Source organism: Vibrio sp. 10N.286.48.F5, from assembly GCF_041469785.1.
Taxonomy (GTDB): Bacteria; Pseudomonadota; Gammaproteobacteria; order Enterobacterales; family Vibrionaceae; genus Vibrio; species Vibrio crassostreae_C.
In genome coordinates this window covers 1,353-17,511 of sequence record NZ_JBFRLG010000034.1, presented here as the reverse complement: position 1 = coordinate 17,511, position 16,159 = coordinate 1,353, and the positions used below count along the sequence as shown (strand labels likewise).

General features: G+C 43.9%; 12 protein-coding genes. 3 read left to right on the top strand and 9 right to left on the bottom strand.

Annotated features, from left to right (window positions below; all coding sequences use genetic code 11):
- Nucleotides 1-47: 47 nt before the first annotated feature.
- Entirely contained in the window at nt 48-368 is a 321-nt protein-coding gene (locus AB4185_RS18140; RefSeq protein WP_372135732.1) for a hypothetical protein, read from the bottom strand.
- Between the two features lie 93 nt (nt 369-461).
- Nucleotides 462-797, bottom strand: a complete 336-nt coding sequence (locus tag AB4185_RS18135) for a hypothetical protein (protein ID WP_372135731.1) — start codon at nt 795-797, stop codon at nt 462-464.
- Nucleotides 798-1,576: 779 nt separating this feature from the next.
- Between AB4185_RS18135 and AB4185_RS18130 the strand changes: the two genes are divergently transcribed.
- Complete coding sequence (locus tag AB4185_RS18130) at nt 1,577-2,845, top strand: O-acetylhomoserine aminocarboxypropyltransferase/cysteine synthase family protein (RefSeq protein WP_017061406.1); 1,269 nt, start codon at nt 1,577-1,579, stop codon at nt 2,843-2,845.
- Between the two features lie 102 nt (nt 2,846-2,947).
- Here AB4185_RS18130 and glmS read toward each other — a convergent pair whose 3' ends face one another.
- Together glmS and AB4185_RS18120 are read right to left on the bottom strand one after the other, a co-directional pair.
- Entirely contained in the window at nt 2,948-4,780 is a 1,833-nt protein-coding gene (glmS, locus tag AB4185_RS18125; RefSeq protein WP_017061405.1) for a glutamine--fructose-6-phosphate transaminase (isomerizing), read from the bottom strand.
- A gap of 107 nt (nt 4,781-4,887) precedes the next feature.
- Nucleotides 4,888-5,658 (bottom strand): DeoR/GlpR family DNA-binding transcription regulator, encoded by a 771-nt coding sequence (locus AB4185_RS18120; protein ID WP_017061404.1) that lies wholly within the window; start codon nt 5,656-5,658, stop codon nt 4,888-4,890.
- A gap of 429 nt (nt 5,659-6,087) precedes the next feature.
- Here AB4185_RS18120 and pykF point away from each other — a divergent pair, with 429 nt between their 5' ends.
- Nucleotides 6,088-7,500 carry a pyruvate kinase PykF gene (gene pykF / locus AB4185_RS18115; protein WP_017061403.1) on the top strand — a complete coding sequence of 471 codons (1,413 nt, stop codon included), beginning with the start codon at nt 6,088-6,090 and terminating at the stop codon, nt 7,498-7,500.
- 176 nt (nt 7,501-7,676) lie between these two features.
- A complete protein-coding gene (locus AB4185_RS18110) occupies nt 7,677-8,348 on the top strand; it encodes a GntR family transcriptional regulator (protein WP_372135730.1) in 672 nt (223 codons plus the stop codon).
- Nucleotides 8,349-8,930: 582 nt separating this feature from the next.
- Here the strand turns inward: AB4185_RS18110 and AB4185_RS18105 are convergent.
- The 5 genes from AB4185_RS18105 to AB4185_RS18085 form a co-directional block, all read right to left on the bottom strand.
- The gene (locus AB4185_RS18105; protein ID WP_372135729.1) at nt 8,931-10,814 is read right to left on the bottom strand and encodes a diguanylate cyclase; all 1,884 of its coding nucleotides are present in this window, start codon (nt 10,812-10,814) and stop codon (nt 8,931-8,933) included.
- A gap of 113 nt (nt 10,815-10,927) precedes the next feature.
- A complete protein-coding gene (gene ilvN, locus AB4185_RS18100; protein WP_008219984.1) occupies nt 10,928-11,422 on the bottom strand; it encodes an acetolactate synthase small subunit in 495 nt (164 codons plus the stop codon).
- A 1-nt stretch (nt 11,423) separates the two neighbouring features.
- Nucleotides 11,424-13,181 (bottom strand): acetolactate synthase 3 large subunit, encoded by a 1,758-nt coding sequence (locus AB4185_RS18095; RefSeq protein ID WP_017062926.1) that lies wholly within the window; start codon nt 13,179-13,181, stop codon nt 11,424-11,426.
- Between the two features lie 460 nt (nt 13,182-13,641).
- Nucleotides 13,642-15,450 carry a long-chain fatty acid--CoA ligase gene (locus AB4185_RS18090; RefSeq protein ID WP_017066937.1) on the bottom strand — a complete coding sequence of 603 codons (1,809 nt, stop codon included), beginning with the start codon at nt 15,448-15,450 and terminating at the stop codon, nt 13,642-13,644.
- 201 nt (nt 15,451-15,651) lie between these two features.
- On the bottom strand, nt 15,652-16,159 hold a 508-nt coding region (locus AB4185_RS18085; RefSeq protein ID WP_372135728.1), incomplete at its 5' end, for a LysR substrate-binding domain-containing protein.

Here is a 16,159-nt window from a genome sequence, read left to right as displayed (position 1 = left end):
ACTTGTTTAATTACAAGTCCCATTTATGGTAGCTGATTTCGAAGTGGCTATTTAGCATTCATTGCTTGTTTATAGGTATCCTTGCAATAATCAACTTTATTAGTTTCTGAAGCGAAAAGTAATAACTTCTCGTCATAGACACCTTTAAATACGCTCCTATACTTTTCACTGCTATTATTAGCTTCATCTAGTAAATCTTGAGCCATATCTTCCAGTTTTTTACTAACGATATAGTCATCAACTAAGTAAGAGCACATAAAAAAATCTACGTATATAGTTCCCTTATCTATTGCTTCAGCATTTGAACCTAAAGCACCAAACAAGTGTGGGGAGAATATTATCATAAGCAAAGCTATAGTTTTTTTCATAAAGCTCTCCTTTAAAAGCATAAGTTGTTAAGGGGAGTCGGCACGATAAGTGGACCGGTTCAAAGTCATCATTAATTATCAACGAATTTATCATTAATCGATATTATGCTCCTCAAGCATTTGAACCAATGACTGATATTCTTTTAGTGATATCGATTTATCATTATAAAATAAATTATCTATAAAGTACCTGACCGAACCAGTACCAGTGTACCCTAGTTCTATTAGCTTATTACTTAACAAACTGGGGTAACTTTTTTTTAACTGTTCAGTGATTTCTAGAGGTGTAGTTACGGTCTGCTCTGGTACGCCAGACTTTAAAATTAAAGCAGCAAGCTTATCGAAGTTTCCATCAACTAAGGGGCAAACGAGTAAGGTATCAACATATGCACCATATTTATTCTTTGCTTTAACCTTTACCTTTAGCAAAGTATCGTACAGGGCGAAAATTGAAGCTGGATTCTGGTTAATCTTAAATTCATCAATCTTTGTCCAGAGATAACTGTCTACGATATAAGCACTTTCAGGATCGTTTAAAAATTCTTTGTGAAAATTAAAACACTGTCTTTCATCCCCAACCTAAAATCCTAAGTCGCTGGGTCGGTCACTCTAGACTGGCCCTGTAATCTCTCTCTAGCCCTTGCTCTAGCTGACTTCTTCAGTAATTACTTTTCCTAGGTTTCGTTGACGGCGTCGTCGGTCCGGTCCTAATCCGGTCTTTCGATTCAATTCTAGGGTTGATAGAGTTAGGGGAGTTGCCGAACGGATTCATCATCTATTTCAGAACCAACCTCAGTAACCCTGTTAACCCTTCCAACTCCGACATCCCCATCAACCCCATCAACCTCGTCGTCGACGTCAGAGAAATCATGCGGATAATCAGGTGATGTGATTTTGCTGGTGGATTTCAGAGTGATTCGGGGCAGGGTTACTATGTTGATTACAGGGCTGAAGCTTAGCTCATAATCGTTCGGTCCCCAGTTCAAATCTGGGAGGGGCCACCAAATTAGAAAAGCCAGAACAGTTCATGCTGCTCTGGCTTTTTGCTTTTCTGATTCAGTACCAATCACACCCTGCACTTCCGAACCAAAAACGAATCGTCCCGCACACAATTCCAATTGCCTCTCTGTGACTAAACATACTTTTCTTTTATAAAAAAATCGGCAATATGAGAGTACATAAATCGCTCAATAGTTCAGGGAAGACTCATGAAAGACGAAACACTCTCGATTCACTTCGGTTACGACACTGATCCAACAACCAAATCGGTTGCCACTCCAATCTACCAAACCGTCGCGTACGAATTCGATGACGCACAACACGGCGCCGACCTCTTCAACCTTGCGGTGCCAGGCAATATCTACACTCGCATAATGAACCCAACCAATGATGTGTTAGAAAAACGCATGGCCGCCTTAGAAGGAGGTATCGCAGGCTTAGTGGTAAGTGCGGGCAGTGCTGCGATCAACTATGCGATTCAGACGTTGGCGCAAATCGGTGACAACATTGTTTCAACACCTCAGCTTTACGGTGGTACTTACACCCTATTTGCTCATATGCTGCCAAACCAAGGGATCGAAGTTCGTTTTGCTAAAGACGATAAACCAGAAAGCTTAGCGGCACTGATTGACGAAAAAACCAAGGCGGTTTACTGCGAAAGTATCGGTAACCCAGCAGGTAATATTATCGACTTAGAGCGTGTTGCTGAACTTGCTCACGCACAAGGTGTACCTGTGATTGTTGATAACACGGTGGCGACGCCTGTACTGTGTAAACCTATCGATTTTGGTGCTGACATCGTGGTGCACTCACTAACTAAATACGTGGGTGGTCACGGTACAACGTTAGGTGGCGTGATTGTCGACTCAGGTAAATTCCCATGGGCACAGCACAAGGACCGCTTCCCTGTGTTTAATCAGCCAGAGCCTTCTTATCATGGCGTGGTTTATACCGAGGCCTTTGGTGAGGCTGCGTTTATTGGTCGTGCTAGAACGGTTCCCCTACGTAATACAGGTGCAGCACTGTCACCAATGAATGCTTTCATGTTGATGCAAGGTTTGGAGACGTTGTCGCTACGCATGGAGCGACACACAGAGAATGCCTTGAAAGTAGCGGAATACCTCAAGCAACACGAGAAAGTCAGTTGGGTAAGTTACGCTGGCCTGCCTGATTCAGAATTCTATCCACTCGCTGAAAAGTACATGCAAGGTAAGCCATCGGCCATTCTATCTTTTGGTTTAAAAGACGGTTATGAAGCCGGTGTTCGCTTCTATGATGCACTGCAAATCTTCAAGCGCTTAGTTAACATTGGCGATGCGAAATCTCTCGCTTGTCACCCAGCTTCGACGACACACCGTCAACTAAGCGAAGCTGAACAGAAACAAGCCGGTGTATCACCGGAGATGATTCGCCTATCAGTAGGTATCGAGCACATTGACGATATCTTGGCTGACCTAGAGCAAGCACTGAGCGCTTAATGACGCTACAGCTAGCTCTAACACTGATCGTTAACTAACAGACATAAAAAAGCCCATCACAGGATGGGCTTCTTATTATCTATATCTTAGGTAAGCTGTCGATTACTCAACTGTTACCGCTTTCGCTAGGTTACGAGGTTGGTCAACGTCGGTACCTTTTATTAGTGCGACATGGTAAGACAGCAGCTGCATCGGTACTGTGTAGTAGATAGGCGCTGTTACTTCACTTACGTGAGGCATCTTGATGATCTTCATGTTCTCATCGCTTTCAAAGCCCGCATCTTCATCAGCGAATACGTAAAGTAGACCGCCACGAGCACGCACTTCTTCAACGTTCGATTTCAGCTTCTCTAGCAAGTCGTTGCTTGGTGCAATAACGACTACAGGCATATCTGCATCGATAAGAGCCAAAGGACCGTGCTTAAGCTCACCAGCTGCGTATGCTTCTGCGTGGATGTAAGAGATCTCTTTCAGTTTAAGAGACGCTTCCATCGCGATTGGGTAGAACTCACCACGACCCAAGAACAGTGTGTGATGCTTATCAGCAAAATCAGGTGCCAGTGCTTCAATCTCTTTATCGAACGCTAATGCTTTCTCGATATCAGCAGGCAGTTGGTGAAGTGCTTGAACGATTTCCGCTTCTTTTTCTTCATTGATACGACCTTGTAGACGACCAATTGACGTTACCATCATCAGCATCGCTGCTAGTTGAGTTGTGAAAGCTTTAGTAGAAGCAACACCGATCTCTGTTCCTGCGCGAGTCATGAAGGCAAAATCAGATTCACGAACCAGTGAAGAACCCGCAACGTTACAGATAGTCATTGCAGACATATAACCCTTCTCTTTTGCAAGACGAAGTGCAGCAAGCGTATCCGCCGTTTCACCAGATTGAGACAGAGTCACCAATAGGCTGTTCGGACGAACAACGAAATCACGGTAACGGAATTCAGAAGCAATCTCTACGTCACAGCTTACGCCAGCTAGAGATTCAAACCAGTAACGCGCTGCCATGCCTGAGTTGTAAGACGTACCACATGCGATGATCTGCACGTGTTCAACCTTGCTTAGGATCTCTTCAGCTTTAACGCCGATCGCGTTAGTGATAACCGAAGTGTCAGAGATACGGCCTTCCATTGTATTGATCAGCGCTGTTGGCTGCTCGAAGATCTCTTTCTGCATGAAGTGGCGGTATTGACCTTTGTCACCTGCGTCGTGTTCAGCGTTTGACTCAACGATTTCACGCTCAACACGCTCACCCGCTACATCAAATACCGTAACATCACGACGAGTTACCTCAGCAACATCACCTTCTTCTAGGTACATGAAGCGACGAGTTACGCTCAGTAGCGCCAGTTGATCAGAAGCAAGGAAGTTCTCGCCGACACCAAAACCGATAACGATCGGGCTACCAGAACGAGCTACAACGATACGGCTAGGATCTTTACGATCAACCGCAACCGTGCCGTACGCACCGTCTAATTGTTTTGCTGTTTTCTGTAGCGCTTCAACCAAAGAAGCTGAAGTGCGAAGTTCCCACTCAACTAAGTGAGCAATAACTTCTGTATCCGTTTGTGAAGTAAATACGTAACCACGCTCTTGCAGCATAGCGCGCAGTGCTTCGTGGTTTTCGATAATGCCATTGTGTACAACGGCAATATCACCAGACATGTGTGGGTGTGCGTTCGCTTCAGACGGCTCACCGTGTGTCGCCCAACGTGTATGAGCGATACCTGTACCACCAATCACTTGTTGCTCTTCTACTGCGTCAGCTAGCTCTTGTACTTTACCTAGGCGGCGTACACGAGTTAGGTTAGATTCAGTATCGACTACAGCGACACCAGCTGAATCGTAGCCACGGTATTCTAGACGACGAAGGCCTTCTACTAAAATTTCAGCTACATCACGCTGCGCTACTGCACCAACAATTCCACACATAGTTTCACTCCATCAATTTTGTTTTATTCCTATTGGCAGCAAGCAAAGGCCAAATCTTCATTAAGATCAATTATAGGAAGGTAAATGCATAATACTTAAATTTGTTTTTACGCTGGATCGGTCAGGATCACTCGAACATCATGTGATTCGATACTTGCTTTGGATTCTTCGCCTAAGTCTGTATCGGTAATTAAGATGTCAATGTGTTCCCATGCCAGCTCTAAGTTCGGGATCTTTCGTCCCACCTTTTCCGACTCAACCATCACGATCACTTCTCGTGACACTTCAGCCATTACTTTGCTCAGGCCAACCAGTTCGTTAAACGTGGTTGTGCCTCTATCGAGGTCGATACCATCAGCCCCAATAAATAGTTGGTCAAAATCGTAAGCACGAAGTACCGACTCTGCAACTTTGCCTTGGAAAGAGTCCGAATGGGTATCCCAAGTGCCGCCAGTCATTAATAACGTCGGCTCGCTTTCAAGCTCATTAAGCGCATTAGCAACGTGCAATGAGTTGGTCATAACAACCAAGCCACGCTTAGCATTAAGCTGCTGAATTAGAGCACCGGTCGTACTGCCACTATCGATCACGATGCGGTTATGGTCGCGAATTAAATCTGCAGCGGCTTTTGCCAATGAAATCTTTCGAGTCGAAACTTGTTGACCCAGCTCTTCGTTGACAACCTCTTTCGGTAACGAAATCGCACCACCATAACGGCGTAAAAGCTGACCGTTTTTCTCTAAAGACGCCAAGTCCTTTCTAATAGTGACTTCTGAGGTTTCGAACTTAGCGGATAATTCATCAACACTAACCTCCCCTTTTTCATTCACTAGGTTAGAAATTGCATGCCTTCTGAGCTGGGTGTTTCGTTTCGACATTTAAAAAAGGCCATTAAGTTTCGATATGAAACATATTATAGTTACAACGAAACTATTTAGTCCATTTATTTTGATCCAAAAAATTAATAAATAGCGATAAAACCTTGTCCTAAGACAATTGTTAAGCAGTGATATTGAACTCATTAGGTGGTAGAATCCGCACCCGAAAAGAAAAAAAATTACAAAACTGACTGTTATTTTTTTGCAACTTACCCCCTATATAGTGGGGTAAGTCACAGAAAACCGATATTGAATCAAAATCTTTTAGTCATAAAATGACTAAAATTGATGAAAGACTTACAACTCTGAAGGACATATTGGAAGTCCCGCGCTTTTACACAACAGGCACAAAATGTTGATGTAGCGGACCAATCTTCAGAACTTAAATAAATTTCAAATTGTAACAATACTTACCGGAGAGTACCTTCCATGAAAAAGACCAAAATCGTATGTACGATTGGCCCTAAAACTGAATCTGTAGAGAAGCTAACTGAACTAGTAGATGCTGGCATGAACGTTATGCGTCTTAACTTCTCTCACGGTGATTTCGCAGAGCACGGCACTCGTATCGCGAACTTCCGTAAAGTAATGGAAAACAAAGGTGAGCAACTTGCTATCCTTCTAGATACTAAAGGTCCAGAAATCCGTACTATCAAACTTGAAGATGGTAACGACGTAGATCTAGTAGCTGGTCAAGAGTTCACTTTCACAACTGACGCAACAGTTGTTGGTAACAAAGACGTAGTAGCAGTAACTTACCTAGGTTTCGCTAAAGACCTAACAGCAGGTAACACTATCCTTGTTGATGACGGCCTAATCGAAATGGAAGTTATCGCAACAACAGAAACTGAAGTTAAGTGTAAAGTTCTTAACAACGGTGCTCTAGGCGAAAACAAAGGTGTTAACCTTCCTGGCGTTTCTGTTCAACTTCCTGCTCTTTCTGAGAAAGACAAAGCTGACCTTAAGTTTGGTTGTGAGCAAGGCGTAGATTTCGTTGCTGCTTCTTTCATCCGTAAAGAAGAAGACGTTAAAGAAATCCGTGAGCTTCTAAACGCTAACGGCGGCGAGAACATCCACATCATTTCTAAGATTGAAAACCAAGAAGGTGTAGATAACTTCGATTCAATCCTTGAAGCTTCTGATGGCATCATGGTTGCTCGTGGTGACCTAGGTGTTGAAATCCCAGCTGAAGAAGTAATCTTCGCTCAGAAGATGATGATCGAGAAGTGTAACCGTGCACGTAAGATGGTTATCACTGCAACTCAAATGCTTGACTCTATGATCAGCAACCCACGTCCAACTCGTGCTGAAGCGGGTGACGTTGCGAACGCAATCATGGATGGTACTGATGCAGTAATGCTTTCTGGTGAAACTGCTAAAGGTAAGTACCCAGTTGAAGCTGTTACTATCATGGCTCAAATCGCGAACCGTACTGATTCAGCTCTTAAAGCTGAGCTAGGTTCTCGTCTAGACAGCCCACGTCTACGTATCACTGAAGCAGTATGTAAAGGCGCCGTAGACACAGCAGAGAAGCTAGCTGCTCCTCTAATCGTTGTTGCAACTGAAGGCGGTAAATCTGCACGTTCAGTACGTAAGTACTTCCCAACTGCAAACATCCTAGCTCTAACAACTAACGAAAAGACAGCTGCACAGCTAGTTCTTACTAAAGGTGTTAAGCCAGTTCTTGTTGACTCTATCGAGAACACAGACGCGTTCTACATCAACGGTAAAGAAATCGCTCTACAATCTGGCCTAGGTAACAAAGGCGACATCGTAGTTATGGTTTCTGGTGCTCTAGTAGCTTCTGGTACTACAAACACGGCATCTGTTCACGTTCTATAGGAATGAACCGATTCGCATAAAATATAAAAGAGGGCTTCGGCCCTCTTTTTTTATGAAACAAAATCTTGCCTAACTTTTCAGTACGCTGTATTATCAATCACAATAGAACTACGTACTGTTAACCTCCAACTGACTCTTTCTAAGAGACGGATTAGCAGACTAGAAATCATATATAGATGAGGTTTGTAATGTCTAGTCCTACGCTCACTGACAAAGTATCAAAGATGATTCGCCAAGATATTCTTAATGGTGAGTTAACCCCAGGCCAAAAGCTTGTTGTTGCTGATCTAAAAGCACGCTACAACGTTGGCGCATCCCCTATTCGCGAAGCCTTGGTACAGTTATCTTGGAGCAAATACGTAAAGCTAGAGCCACAAAAAGGCTGCTGGGTATCTCCTGTATCAAAGAAAGAACTGAATGACCTATACGAAAGCCTTCGTGTTGTATCATCGGTTCTGCTTAAAAAAGCGATTGCAGCAGGTGATGAGAGCTGGGAACTGGATGTACTAACGTCTTACCATAAACTATCGCGAGTACAGTGCGTATCTGAAGAGTTTGACTGTGTAGAATGGGAAGAGCGCCACCAGCAATTCCATGTCGCACTGCTTGAAGGTGCAGATTCAGAGAACATGTTTAAGTTCTTTGATGACCTAATTAACCAAGTGAAACGTTACCGCTTCCTCGCTATGTCTGCAGAAAGCGCATCAGATGATCTGTTCAATATTGATGAACACGAAATGATCATGAAACTAGTACTCTCTAAGAATGTAGAACAAGCGACTGAACTGCTTGATCAACACCTGCTAGGTTCAATGAAACGAATTGAAGAAGTTATCGAAGCGGCATAACGCTAAAGTAGCTTCTAACCAAATAAAAACGGAGCCCAATGGCTCCGTTTTTTGTTTCCAGTATTACGACTGAACTACCACCCAAAAAACTCTTTGTGATGAGTATTGAGTAGCACAACCATAGGTAAAAAATACAAAGCACTCAATTGAAAGCCAAGAATGGCTAATGTGCCTATGGTTAACCTCACTAAAAAATCGACAAACATACCACGCCTCTTTTAAACAGACTGTATGATCCCCAAACTCTTGCTCCAGCTAACCTAATTCTACTGCTGCCTTTCAAGTTATTGATAAGGCTAGCTAACCAGCTGAATTAAGTTAACGGTGTCATCCTTTTACATCTGGTAAACACTCTATTTATTACATCGTTTAACACGATGTAATCTGAAGCAAAGTAGTTTACTTACTGTTAATTTTAGCTCAAATTTCCACCAACATTAGACTTTAGTCTAACTGTATAGATTTTGTGACACAGGTCGCTCAAAAGTGAGATTCCTAATAAAAAGAGGGAAAGGAAAAAGGAGTCGGGGCGCGACTTGAAGAGGTGAAGCAAATAGAAGACAGGACTAGATAGAAGCGAACCTAAGCGACATCATCGTAGCTAGGACACATAGAGACCGTATTACGGCCAGACGATTTAGATTCGTAAAGCGCAACATCCGCACACTTGTATGAGCGAGTGCTGTTACTGGTTAAATCCGTAAAGCCAACACTCACCGTTATCTTAGTTCCGGCAGCTAGCTCAATCTCAATTCGCAAGCGATCCAATACGCGCTTTGCTTCTGGCAGTGAGGTGTGTGGCATCAAGAGTGCAAACTCTTCCCCTCCGACACGTGCAACAAAATCCGTCCCACGAAGACTGTCTTGCAGAAGCTTAGCAACACCAGCAATCACACGGTCACCTTCGTCGTGGCCAAGTTCATCATTGATTCGCTTGAAGTTATCGATGTCGACTAAGGCTAAGCAAGTGGTCGTTTCGTTCGGGTAACGCTCAACCAAGCGAGAATAGTAGGCCAACTGCTCTTCGAACTTTCGTCTGTTCCAGAGGTTACTCAAAGAGTCACGTTCACTTAAGATCCTCAAACGCACCTCAAGCTCCTTCCTTACGGAAATATCAACCAACGAGGTGATGTAGTAACTGACTTTGCCTGAATTGTTTTTGACCGCATGCACTCGCATGATCGCAGTAAAAGGAATACGCAGCTTGTTCTTACACTGAACCTCCCCTTCCCATACTTCTTCTTGCTCTAAATGACTCCAAATAGCCGAGCTTGAGAGCACTTGGTCGGTATTCTCAAGCAGCAACTGCAATGCATTTTGACCGATCACCTGTTTTTTGCAGTACCCAGTCATGTTCTCAAATTCGTTGTTGATCATCATTGTGCGGTGCTGCTTGTCAGAGATCATCACTGCCGACATACCATTCAATGCGGCGCGTGCCAATTTACTCTCTAGGCTTCGGCGTCGGCAGTGCGTCACCAGGTAAGCAAACGGGAAAGCGAATATCAGCACCGTAATCAGAACAATGATCTCTTCATGGGCCAAATCATCTAGATCACGCTCAGCCCGATCCATCAGTTGCTTTTGATTAAGTTGAATCAGTAAATGGACCTTTTGACTGTTCGCGAGCATAACCGTGTTAAAGGCAAACAAATTACCATCTTCAAAAACGTATCCCACCTGATCATTGGAGATCGCATCCCACGTCTTCGGCGCGATATTTTTCAGGTTATAGCCTTTTCTTTCAGGAATAGAGTCTCCGAACAACTTACCGCTGTTGTTACTCGCGATGAAGTAACCCGCGTCATTGAGAACTTCTGCTCTAAGATCGTTATCTGGTGAAAAGCTCAGACGCGACGATAAGCCCCATACATCAAGATTGATGACGAGGTAGCCTACTCTTTCGTCAGGGGTTTCTACTGGGGTAAAGACACGGATTACCGGCGAATAAGGGAAGGTGACTTCACCATGCTCAGTTTCAAGCTCAATACCCCAACCGCCAATCTGTTCGGCTTCTAGTTTTTGAGCGTATTGGAAGTAGTTAGAATCCGACCTATCTTGCAGCTGTTGAGGAAACGTCACTCTACCGGTATCAGAGGAGTAGTTAACACGCACCAATTCTTTGCCAGTGACATCTAACAGATGGATTTGTGTATACCACTTCTGGTTCACGAGAACAGATTGCCAGACCTCTTCAAGTAGATGTTTGGTTTGGTCTGAGGGAGAGGAAGCAAAGTTAACCAAGCTCTGGCTATGACTGAGTAGCTCCATGACCGAGACTAACTGAGTCTTGAGAAGATCATAATCTCGCTTGGCATACACTAACTGATGAACGGCTTGCTTAGCTGAGTAGTCAAAGCTCTGCTGTTTTACTTCTTTGTAGCGCTGCAAATAATACAGACATACTGCAGAAGACAATATGATAGAGATAATCAGCAATGTAATTATTGATTTTTTATTTCGCATTGCTAACTCAGATGAATGGAAGTGCAGCGCGGGATTATAGCACTCTAAAAAATTAACAAAATAAAAGCCGCTTAAAAAAGCGGCTTTAAAGTTATTTTTTAAAGACTTATCGTCTAGGCTTTCAACGCACGTTCGCCTCGTGCGATGCCAACAACACCACTTCGAGCTACTTCAAGCACTTCCGTCACTTCAGACAGCGCCTGAATGAAGGCATCCAGTTTCTCGCTAGTACCCGCCATTTGAACCGTATATTGAGAAGCCGTAACATCAACGATCTGACCACGGAAGATATCCGCTGTGCGCTTCACTTCCGCACGAGCAAAGCCGCTCGCACGTACTTTTACCATCAACAGCTCACGTTCAATGTGTTCAAGTTCAGACACTTCTTGCACTTTTAGTACGTCGATTAGCTTATGCAGCTGTTTCTGGATCTGCTCAAGCTGCATTTCGCTCGAGTTAGTGGTTACATTAAGACGAGACAGCGTCGGATCATCGGTTGGCGATACGTTCAAAGACTCGATGTTGTAGCCACGCTGAGAAAACAAGCCAACTACACGAGAAAGCGCACCAGGTTGGTTTTCCATTAGTAGTGAAATAATGTGTCTCATATTATGTTCTCTCCGTTTTGCTTAGCCACATGTTATCCATACCCTCGCCTTTGATTTGCATTGGGTATACGTGCTCAGTGTCATCCACACTAATATCGACAAATACCAAACGGTCTTTCATCGCTAGTGCTTTTTCCAAACCTGATTCCAGTTCATCCGGAGATGAAATACGCATACCAACGTGGCCATAAGCCTCAGCAATAGCAGCAAAATCAGGAACAGAGTCCATATATGAGTTAGAGTAACGACCTTGATAAACAATGTCTTGCCACTGTTTTACCATGCCTAGGAAACGGTTGTTAAGGTTAATAATCTTAACGGGAATATTGTATTGCAGCGCAGTCGACAGCTCTTGGATATTCATTTGAATACTGCCGTCACCGGTTACTACAACCACTTCTTCGTCTGGTTTTGCAAACTTAACGCCCATACCAGCAGGCAGACCAAAGCCCATCGTGCCTAGACCACCAGAGTTAATCCAACGACGTGGCTTGTTAAACGGGTAGTATAAAGCAGCAAACATTTGGTGTTGACCTACGTCAGAAGCAACATAGGCATCGCCATTGGTTACTTTATGCAGTGTTTCAATTACTTGTTGAGGTTTGATGCGCTCAGACGATTTCTCGTAAGCTAGGCAGTCACGCTCTTGCCACTGCTTGATTTCACTCCACCAGCTTTCAATCGCTTCTGCATCGTTAGTGCCGCCTTGCTCAACGAGCAAGTTCACCATGCTCTCTAGAACCTTTTCAGCAGAACCTACAATCGGTAGATCCACTTTTACGTTCTTAGAGATCGAAGATGGGTCGATATCAATGTGCATGATCTTCGCATCAGGGCAGTACTTATCTAGGTTATTAGTCGTTCGATCATCGAAACGTACGCCAATACCAAAGATCAAATCCGCATTGTGCATCGCCATATTGGCTTCATATAAACCATGCATGCCTAACATACCCAAAGAGTTCTTATGGGTGCCAGGGAAAGCGCCAAGCCCCATTAGGGTGCTTACCACAGGTAAATTCAGTGCCTCTGCTAATTTTAACAGCGGCTTATCTGCCTCAGAAATAACCGCACCACCACCGACATAAAGTACCGGCTTCTTCGCTTCAAGAAGGGCTTTTAGCGCCTTTTTGATCTGACCTTTATGACCCGTAACCGTTGGGTTATACGAACGCATTTTGAGCGTTTCTGGGTATTCATAAGGAAGCTTGATTTGTGGGTTTAAGATATCTTTCGGCAGATCAATAACCACAGGACCGGGACGCCCTGTCGTTGAAATATAGAATGCTTTTTTAACGACTTCAGGGATATCTTCCGCTTTCTTAACTAAGAAGCTGTGTTTAACGATCGGGCGTGATACACCCACGATGTCACACTCTTGGAAGGCGTCATTACCAATGAGGTTATTTGGTACGTTACCAGAAATAACAATCATTGGGATTGAGTCCATGTAGGCGGTTGCAATACCAGTAACGGTATTGGTCGCACCTGGACCAGAACACACAAGTACTACACCCGGTTTACCGGTAGAACGAGTATAGCCATCTGCCATGTGGGTAGCGGCTTGTTCGTGTCGCACTAATACGTGTTTAATTTCAGCAGTTTTAGCATGCAACGCATCGTAGATATCAAGTACAGAACCACCTGGGTAACCAAAGATTTGTTCTACACCCTCTTCAATTAGAGACTGCACCACCATCTCAGCGCCGGATAACATTTCAGCGCCGGATGACATGGCTGTTTCAGGTTTTGTTGTCATATTGCTCTCCTCACCAGTTTCCAATCATATTTGGTGAACATGTTGGGCTGGTTTTTCATAGTCTAGGGCTTATTCGTAGCCTAATTCGAAATACTTCCACTTTTTCGGCTATGGCTGTCTGTCGTGATAACAACAAACAGTAATACGAAACAACTTTAACGCTTTATTATCATCTGGTCTAACACCTGTTATTCGGCAACTATGCCAAAAAACCAACTATTAGCTCAAAGCATTAAATAAAACCCAACTCAGCCCTCCACGCTAGGTTTAAACACTAGTTAGCGAACAAAAAAAAGCACTTAATATTTTAATAGATCGCTATTTATCGATAAACCGCGAGCTTGCTGGTGTGCGCTTTCGCACATTGTGCTGTGTCATTAGATACAAAAAATCCCCCTAAAAATGCAATCACATTCGTAGGGGGATTTTTAAACAACTGAAAATTTATCTAAGCAGAAAACTACTTATCTTTAGGCTTTTCGTTGTACATTTCTTCGATTTCGTCTTGATACTTATCGTTGATAACTTTACGACGCAATTTTTGAGTTGGTGTCAGTTCACCATCATCCATAGAAAATGCTTTTGGTAGCAGTTTGAATTTCTTCACTTGCTCAAACTTAGCCAGTTCTTGCTGTAGGTCATTCACACGCTTTTCTAGCATCTCGACGATTTGGTGGTGCTTAACCAGTTCAACGCGATCGTGATACTTGATATTAAGCTCTTTGGCGTACTCTTCTAGCGAGTCATAACAAGGAACAATCAGCGCAGAAACGAATTTGCGTGTATCAGCGATAACAGCAATCTGTTCGATAAAGTGATCTTTACCAATCGCACCTTCAACCACTTGCGGGGCAATATACTTACCACCAGAAGTTTTCATCAGCTCTTTGATACGATCAGTAATGAACAGGTTACCATTTTCATCAAAATGACCCGCATCACCGGTTTTCAAGAAACCGTGCTCATCGAATGTCTTAGCTGTCTCTTCTGGCATCTTGTAGTAGCCACGCATCACCATTGGACCGCGAACAAGAATCTCGTCCTTAGCACCAATTTTTACTTCTGCGCCCGGCATCGACATACCAATCGAATCAGGGTTAAAACAGCGATCATCCCAACAAGATACTGTTGCCGTGGTTTCTGTCATGCCGTAGCCAAGTTTTACGTTGATGCCGATAGCATGGAAGAAACGACCAATCGTCTCATCAAGCTTCGCGCCACCACATGGCATGAAGTTGATGTTACCGCCGAGTAGAGCGCGCAGTTTAGATAGCACAAGCTTATCAGCTAGCGCATGGCTCTTCTTCAGCATCAACGATGGAGTACGACCTTCTTGGTGACAAACTGAAAGCTTTGCTCCCATGTTCACCGCCCAAGTAAATAGCACTTTACGAATAAATGGTGCTTTAGATACCTTCTCGTGAATCGCAGAGAAGATCTTCTCGTAGAAGCGTGGAACCGCACACATTACAGTAGGTTTCACATCACTTAGCGCATCACGCACTTGCATCGTATCTTGCAGGTAGCAGTTGGTTGCGCCTTTATAAAGAACGTAGAACGTCCAAGCACGCTCAAATACGTGTGATAACGGTAGGAAACACAATGAGACATCGTCTTTGCTCAGGCTAAGGCGCTCATCGTGGCCTTCTAACTGGTAGCCAATGTTGGTGTAATCAAGCATTACGCCTTTTGGCTGACCTGTGGTACCAGAGGTATAGATAAGAGTCAGCAGGTCGTCCATGCTTGCATCAGCAAGACGCACGTCAAGTTCAGCTTGTTGTGCTTCAACGCCACGCGCCATGAAGTCATTCCAAGATACGGCAAAGCTGTGTCCTTGCAGGTCGATGTCATCAGACATAGCCACAACAACTTCTAGCTGCTCGCACTCTTCAAACAGGCTAACCGCCGCATCGAATTGAACTTGCTCACCAACGAATAAGATCTTCACATCTGCATTTTGGATGATGTAAGAAGACTGTGCTGCTGTATTCGTTGGATAAATCGGCACAGTCACAAGGCGTGCTTGTAACGATGCAAAATCTGCCACGGTCCATTGAGGCATATTGTTCGAATAGATACCGATCTTATCCTGAACTCTCAGTCCTTGAGCCAACAGTGCTAATGAAAGCGTATCGATTTGTTGTCCAAACTGCTGCCAGCTAATACCTTGCCATACATTATCTACTTTGTGCTTCAAAGCTGTACGGTTGCCGCCTTGGGCAATTTGGTCACGAAGTCTTTTTACGATATGAAAATCTAAATTGGCCATCTCTTTACCCTTGGCTTACACCTGTAAGCTTTTTTGAGCGCACAAGTGTACCTCTGATCATGGAAAAGGCAACTGATGAAGCTCAAAGTTATAAGTAATAGTACGTCTCACGCTAAGTTTTCTATCAACAAAAATAGCAGGTACAAAAAAGCCCCAAGCCAGACTCCTAGCTTAGGGCTTATAAAACATAGGGATTAGTGTCTAGTTAAGTGCCACTACTTCGCCACAGATCATCATTAACTGATCTCGTAACCAAATGTGTCCTTTGTCCTTTTCACTTGATTCGTGCCAGCTTAGGAAGCCTGAAATTGCCGCATTATCAAATGGGAAATCTAGAATCTGAAGCTGCTCTTTGTTTGCTGCATGTTCTACCATCCAACGAGGAGCAATCGTTACTAGTTCAGACTGACCTACAACGTAAAGAACGTTGCTTAGGCTCGTGCCTTCGTAGAAAGGCATGCAGTCTAGGTCACGGTAAGCTTGCTCAGAGAAGCTACGTTGACCGTGAATGCGAGACAATTTCGCGTGCTTTTCGTTAAGCAGCTCTGCCGCTGTTACTTCACCGTTAATGCGTGGGTGAAAAGCAGAAGCGACAACAACCAACTCATCTTGGAAGATTTCAGTGCTTGAGAAACCTTGCTCATCAAAGCGAGCGTAATCGATCACGAAGTCGATTTCTTGGTAGCGCATACGCTCAGAAAGCTGACGA

Excerpts from the sequence above, each read along its gene's own strand:
- AB4185_RS18140 (WP_372135732.1), bottom strand. The coding sequence starts at position 368 with ATGAAAAAAACTATAGCTTTGCTTATGATAATATTCTCCCCACACTTG.
- AB4185_RS18130 (WP_017061406.1), top strand. The coding sequence starts at position 1,577 with ATGAAAGACGAAACACTCTCGATTCACTTCGGTTACGACACTGATCCA.
- glmS (WP_017061405.1), bottom strand. The coding sequence starts at position 4,780 with ATGTGTGGAATTGTTGGTGCAGTAGCGCAGCGTGATGTAGCTGAAATT.
- AB4185_RS18120 (WP_017061404.1), bottom strand. The coding sequence starts at position 5,658 with ATGTCGAAACGAAACACCCAGCTCAGAAGGCATGCAATTTCTAACCTA.
- pykF (WP_017061403.1), top strand. The coding sequence starts at position 6,088 with ATGAAAAAGACCAAAATCGTATGTACGATTGGCCCTAAAACTGAATCT.
- AB4185_RS18110 (WP_372135730.1), top strand. The coding sequence starts at position 7,677 with ATGAGGTTTGTAATGTCTAGTCCTACGCTCACTGACAAAGTATCAAAG.
- AB4185_RS18105 (WP_372135729.1), bottom strand. The coding sequence starts at position 10,814 with ATGCGAAATAAAAAATCAATAATTACATTGCTGATTATCTCTATCATA.
- ilvN (WP_008219984.1), bottom strand. The coding sequence starts at position 11,422 with ATGAGACACATTATTTCACTACTAATGGAAAACCAACCTGGTGCGCTT.
- AB4185_RS18095 (WP_017062926.1), bottom strand. The coding sequence starts at position 13,181 with ATGACAACAAAACCTGAAACAGCCATGTCATCCGGCGCTGAAATGTTA.
- AB4185_RS18090 (WP_017066937.1), bottom strand. The coding sequence starts at position 15,450 with ATGGCCAATTTAGATTTTCATATCGTAAAAAGACTTCGTGACCAAATT.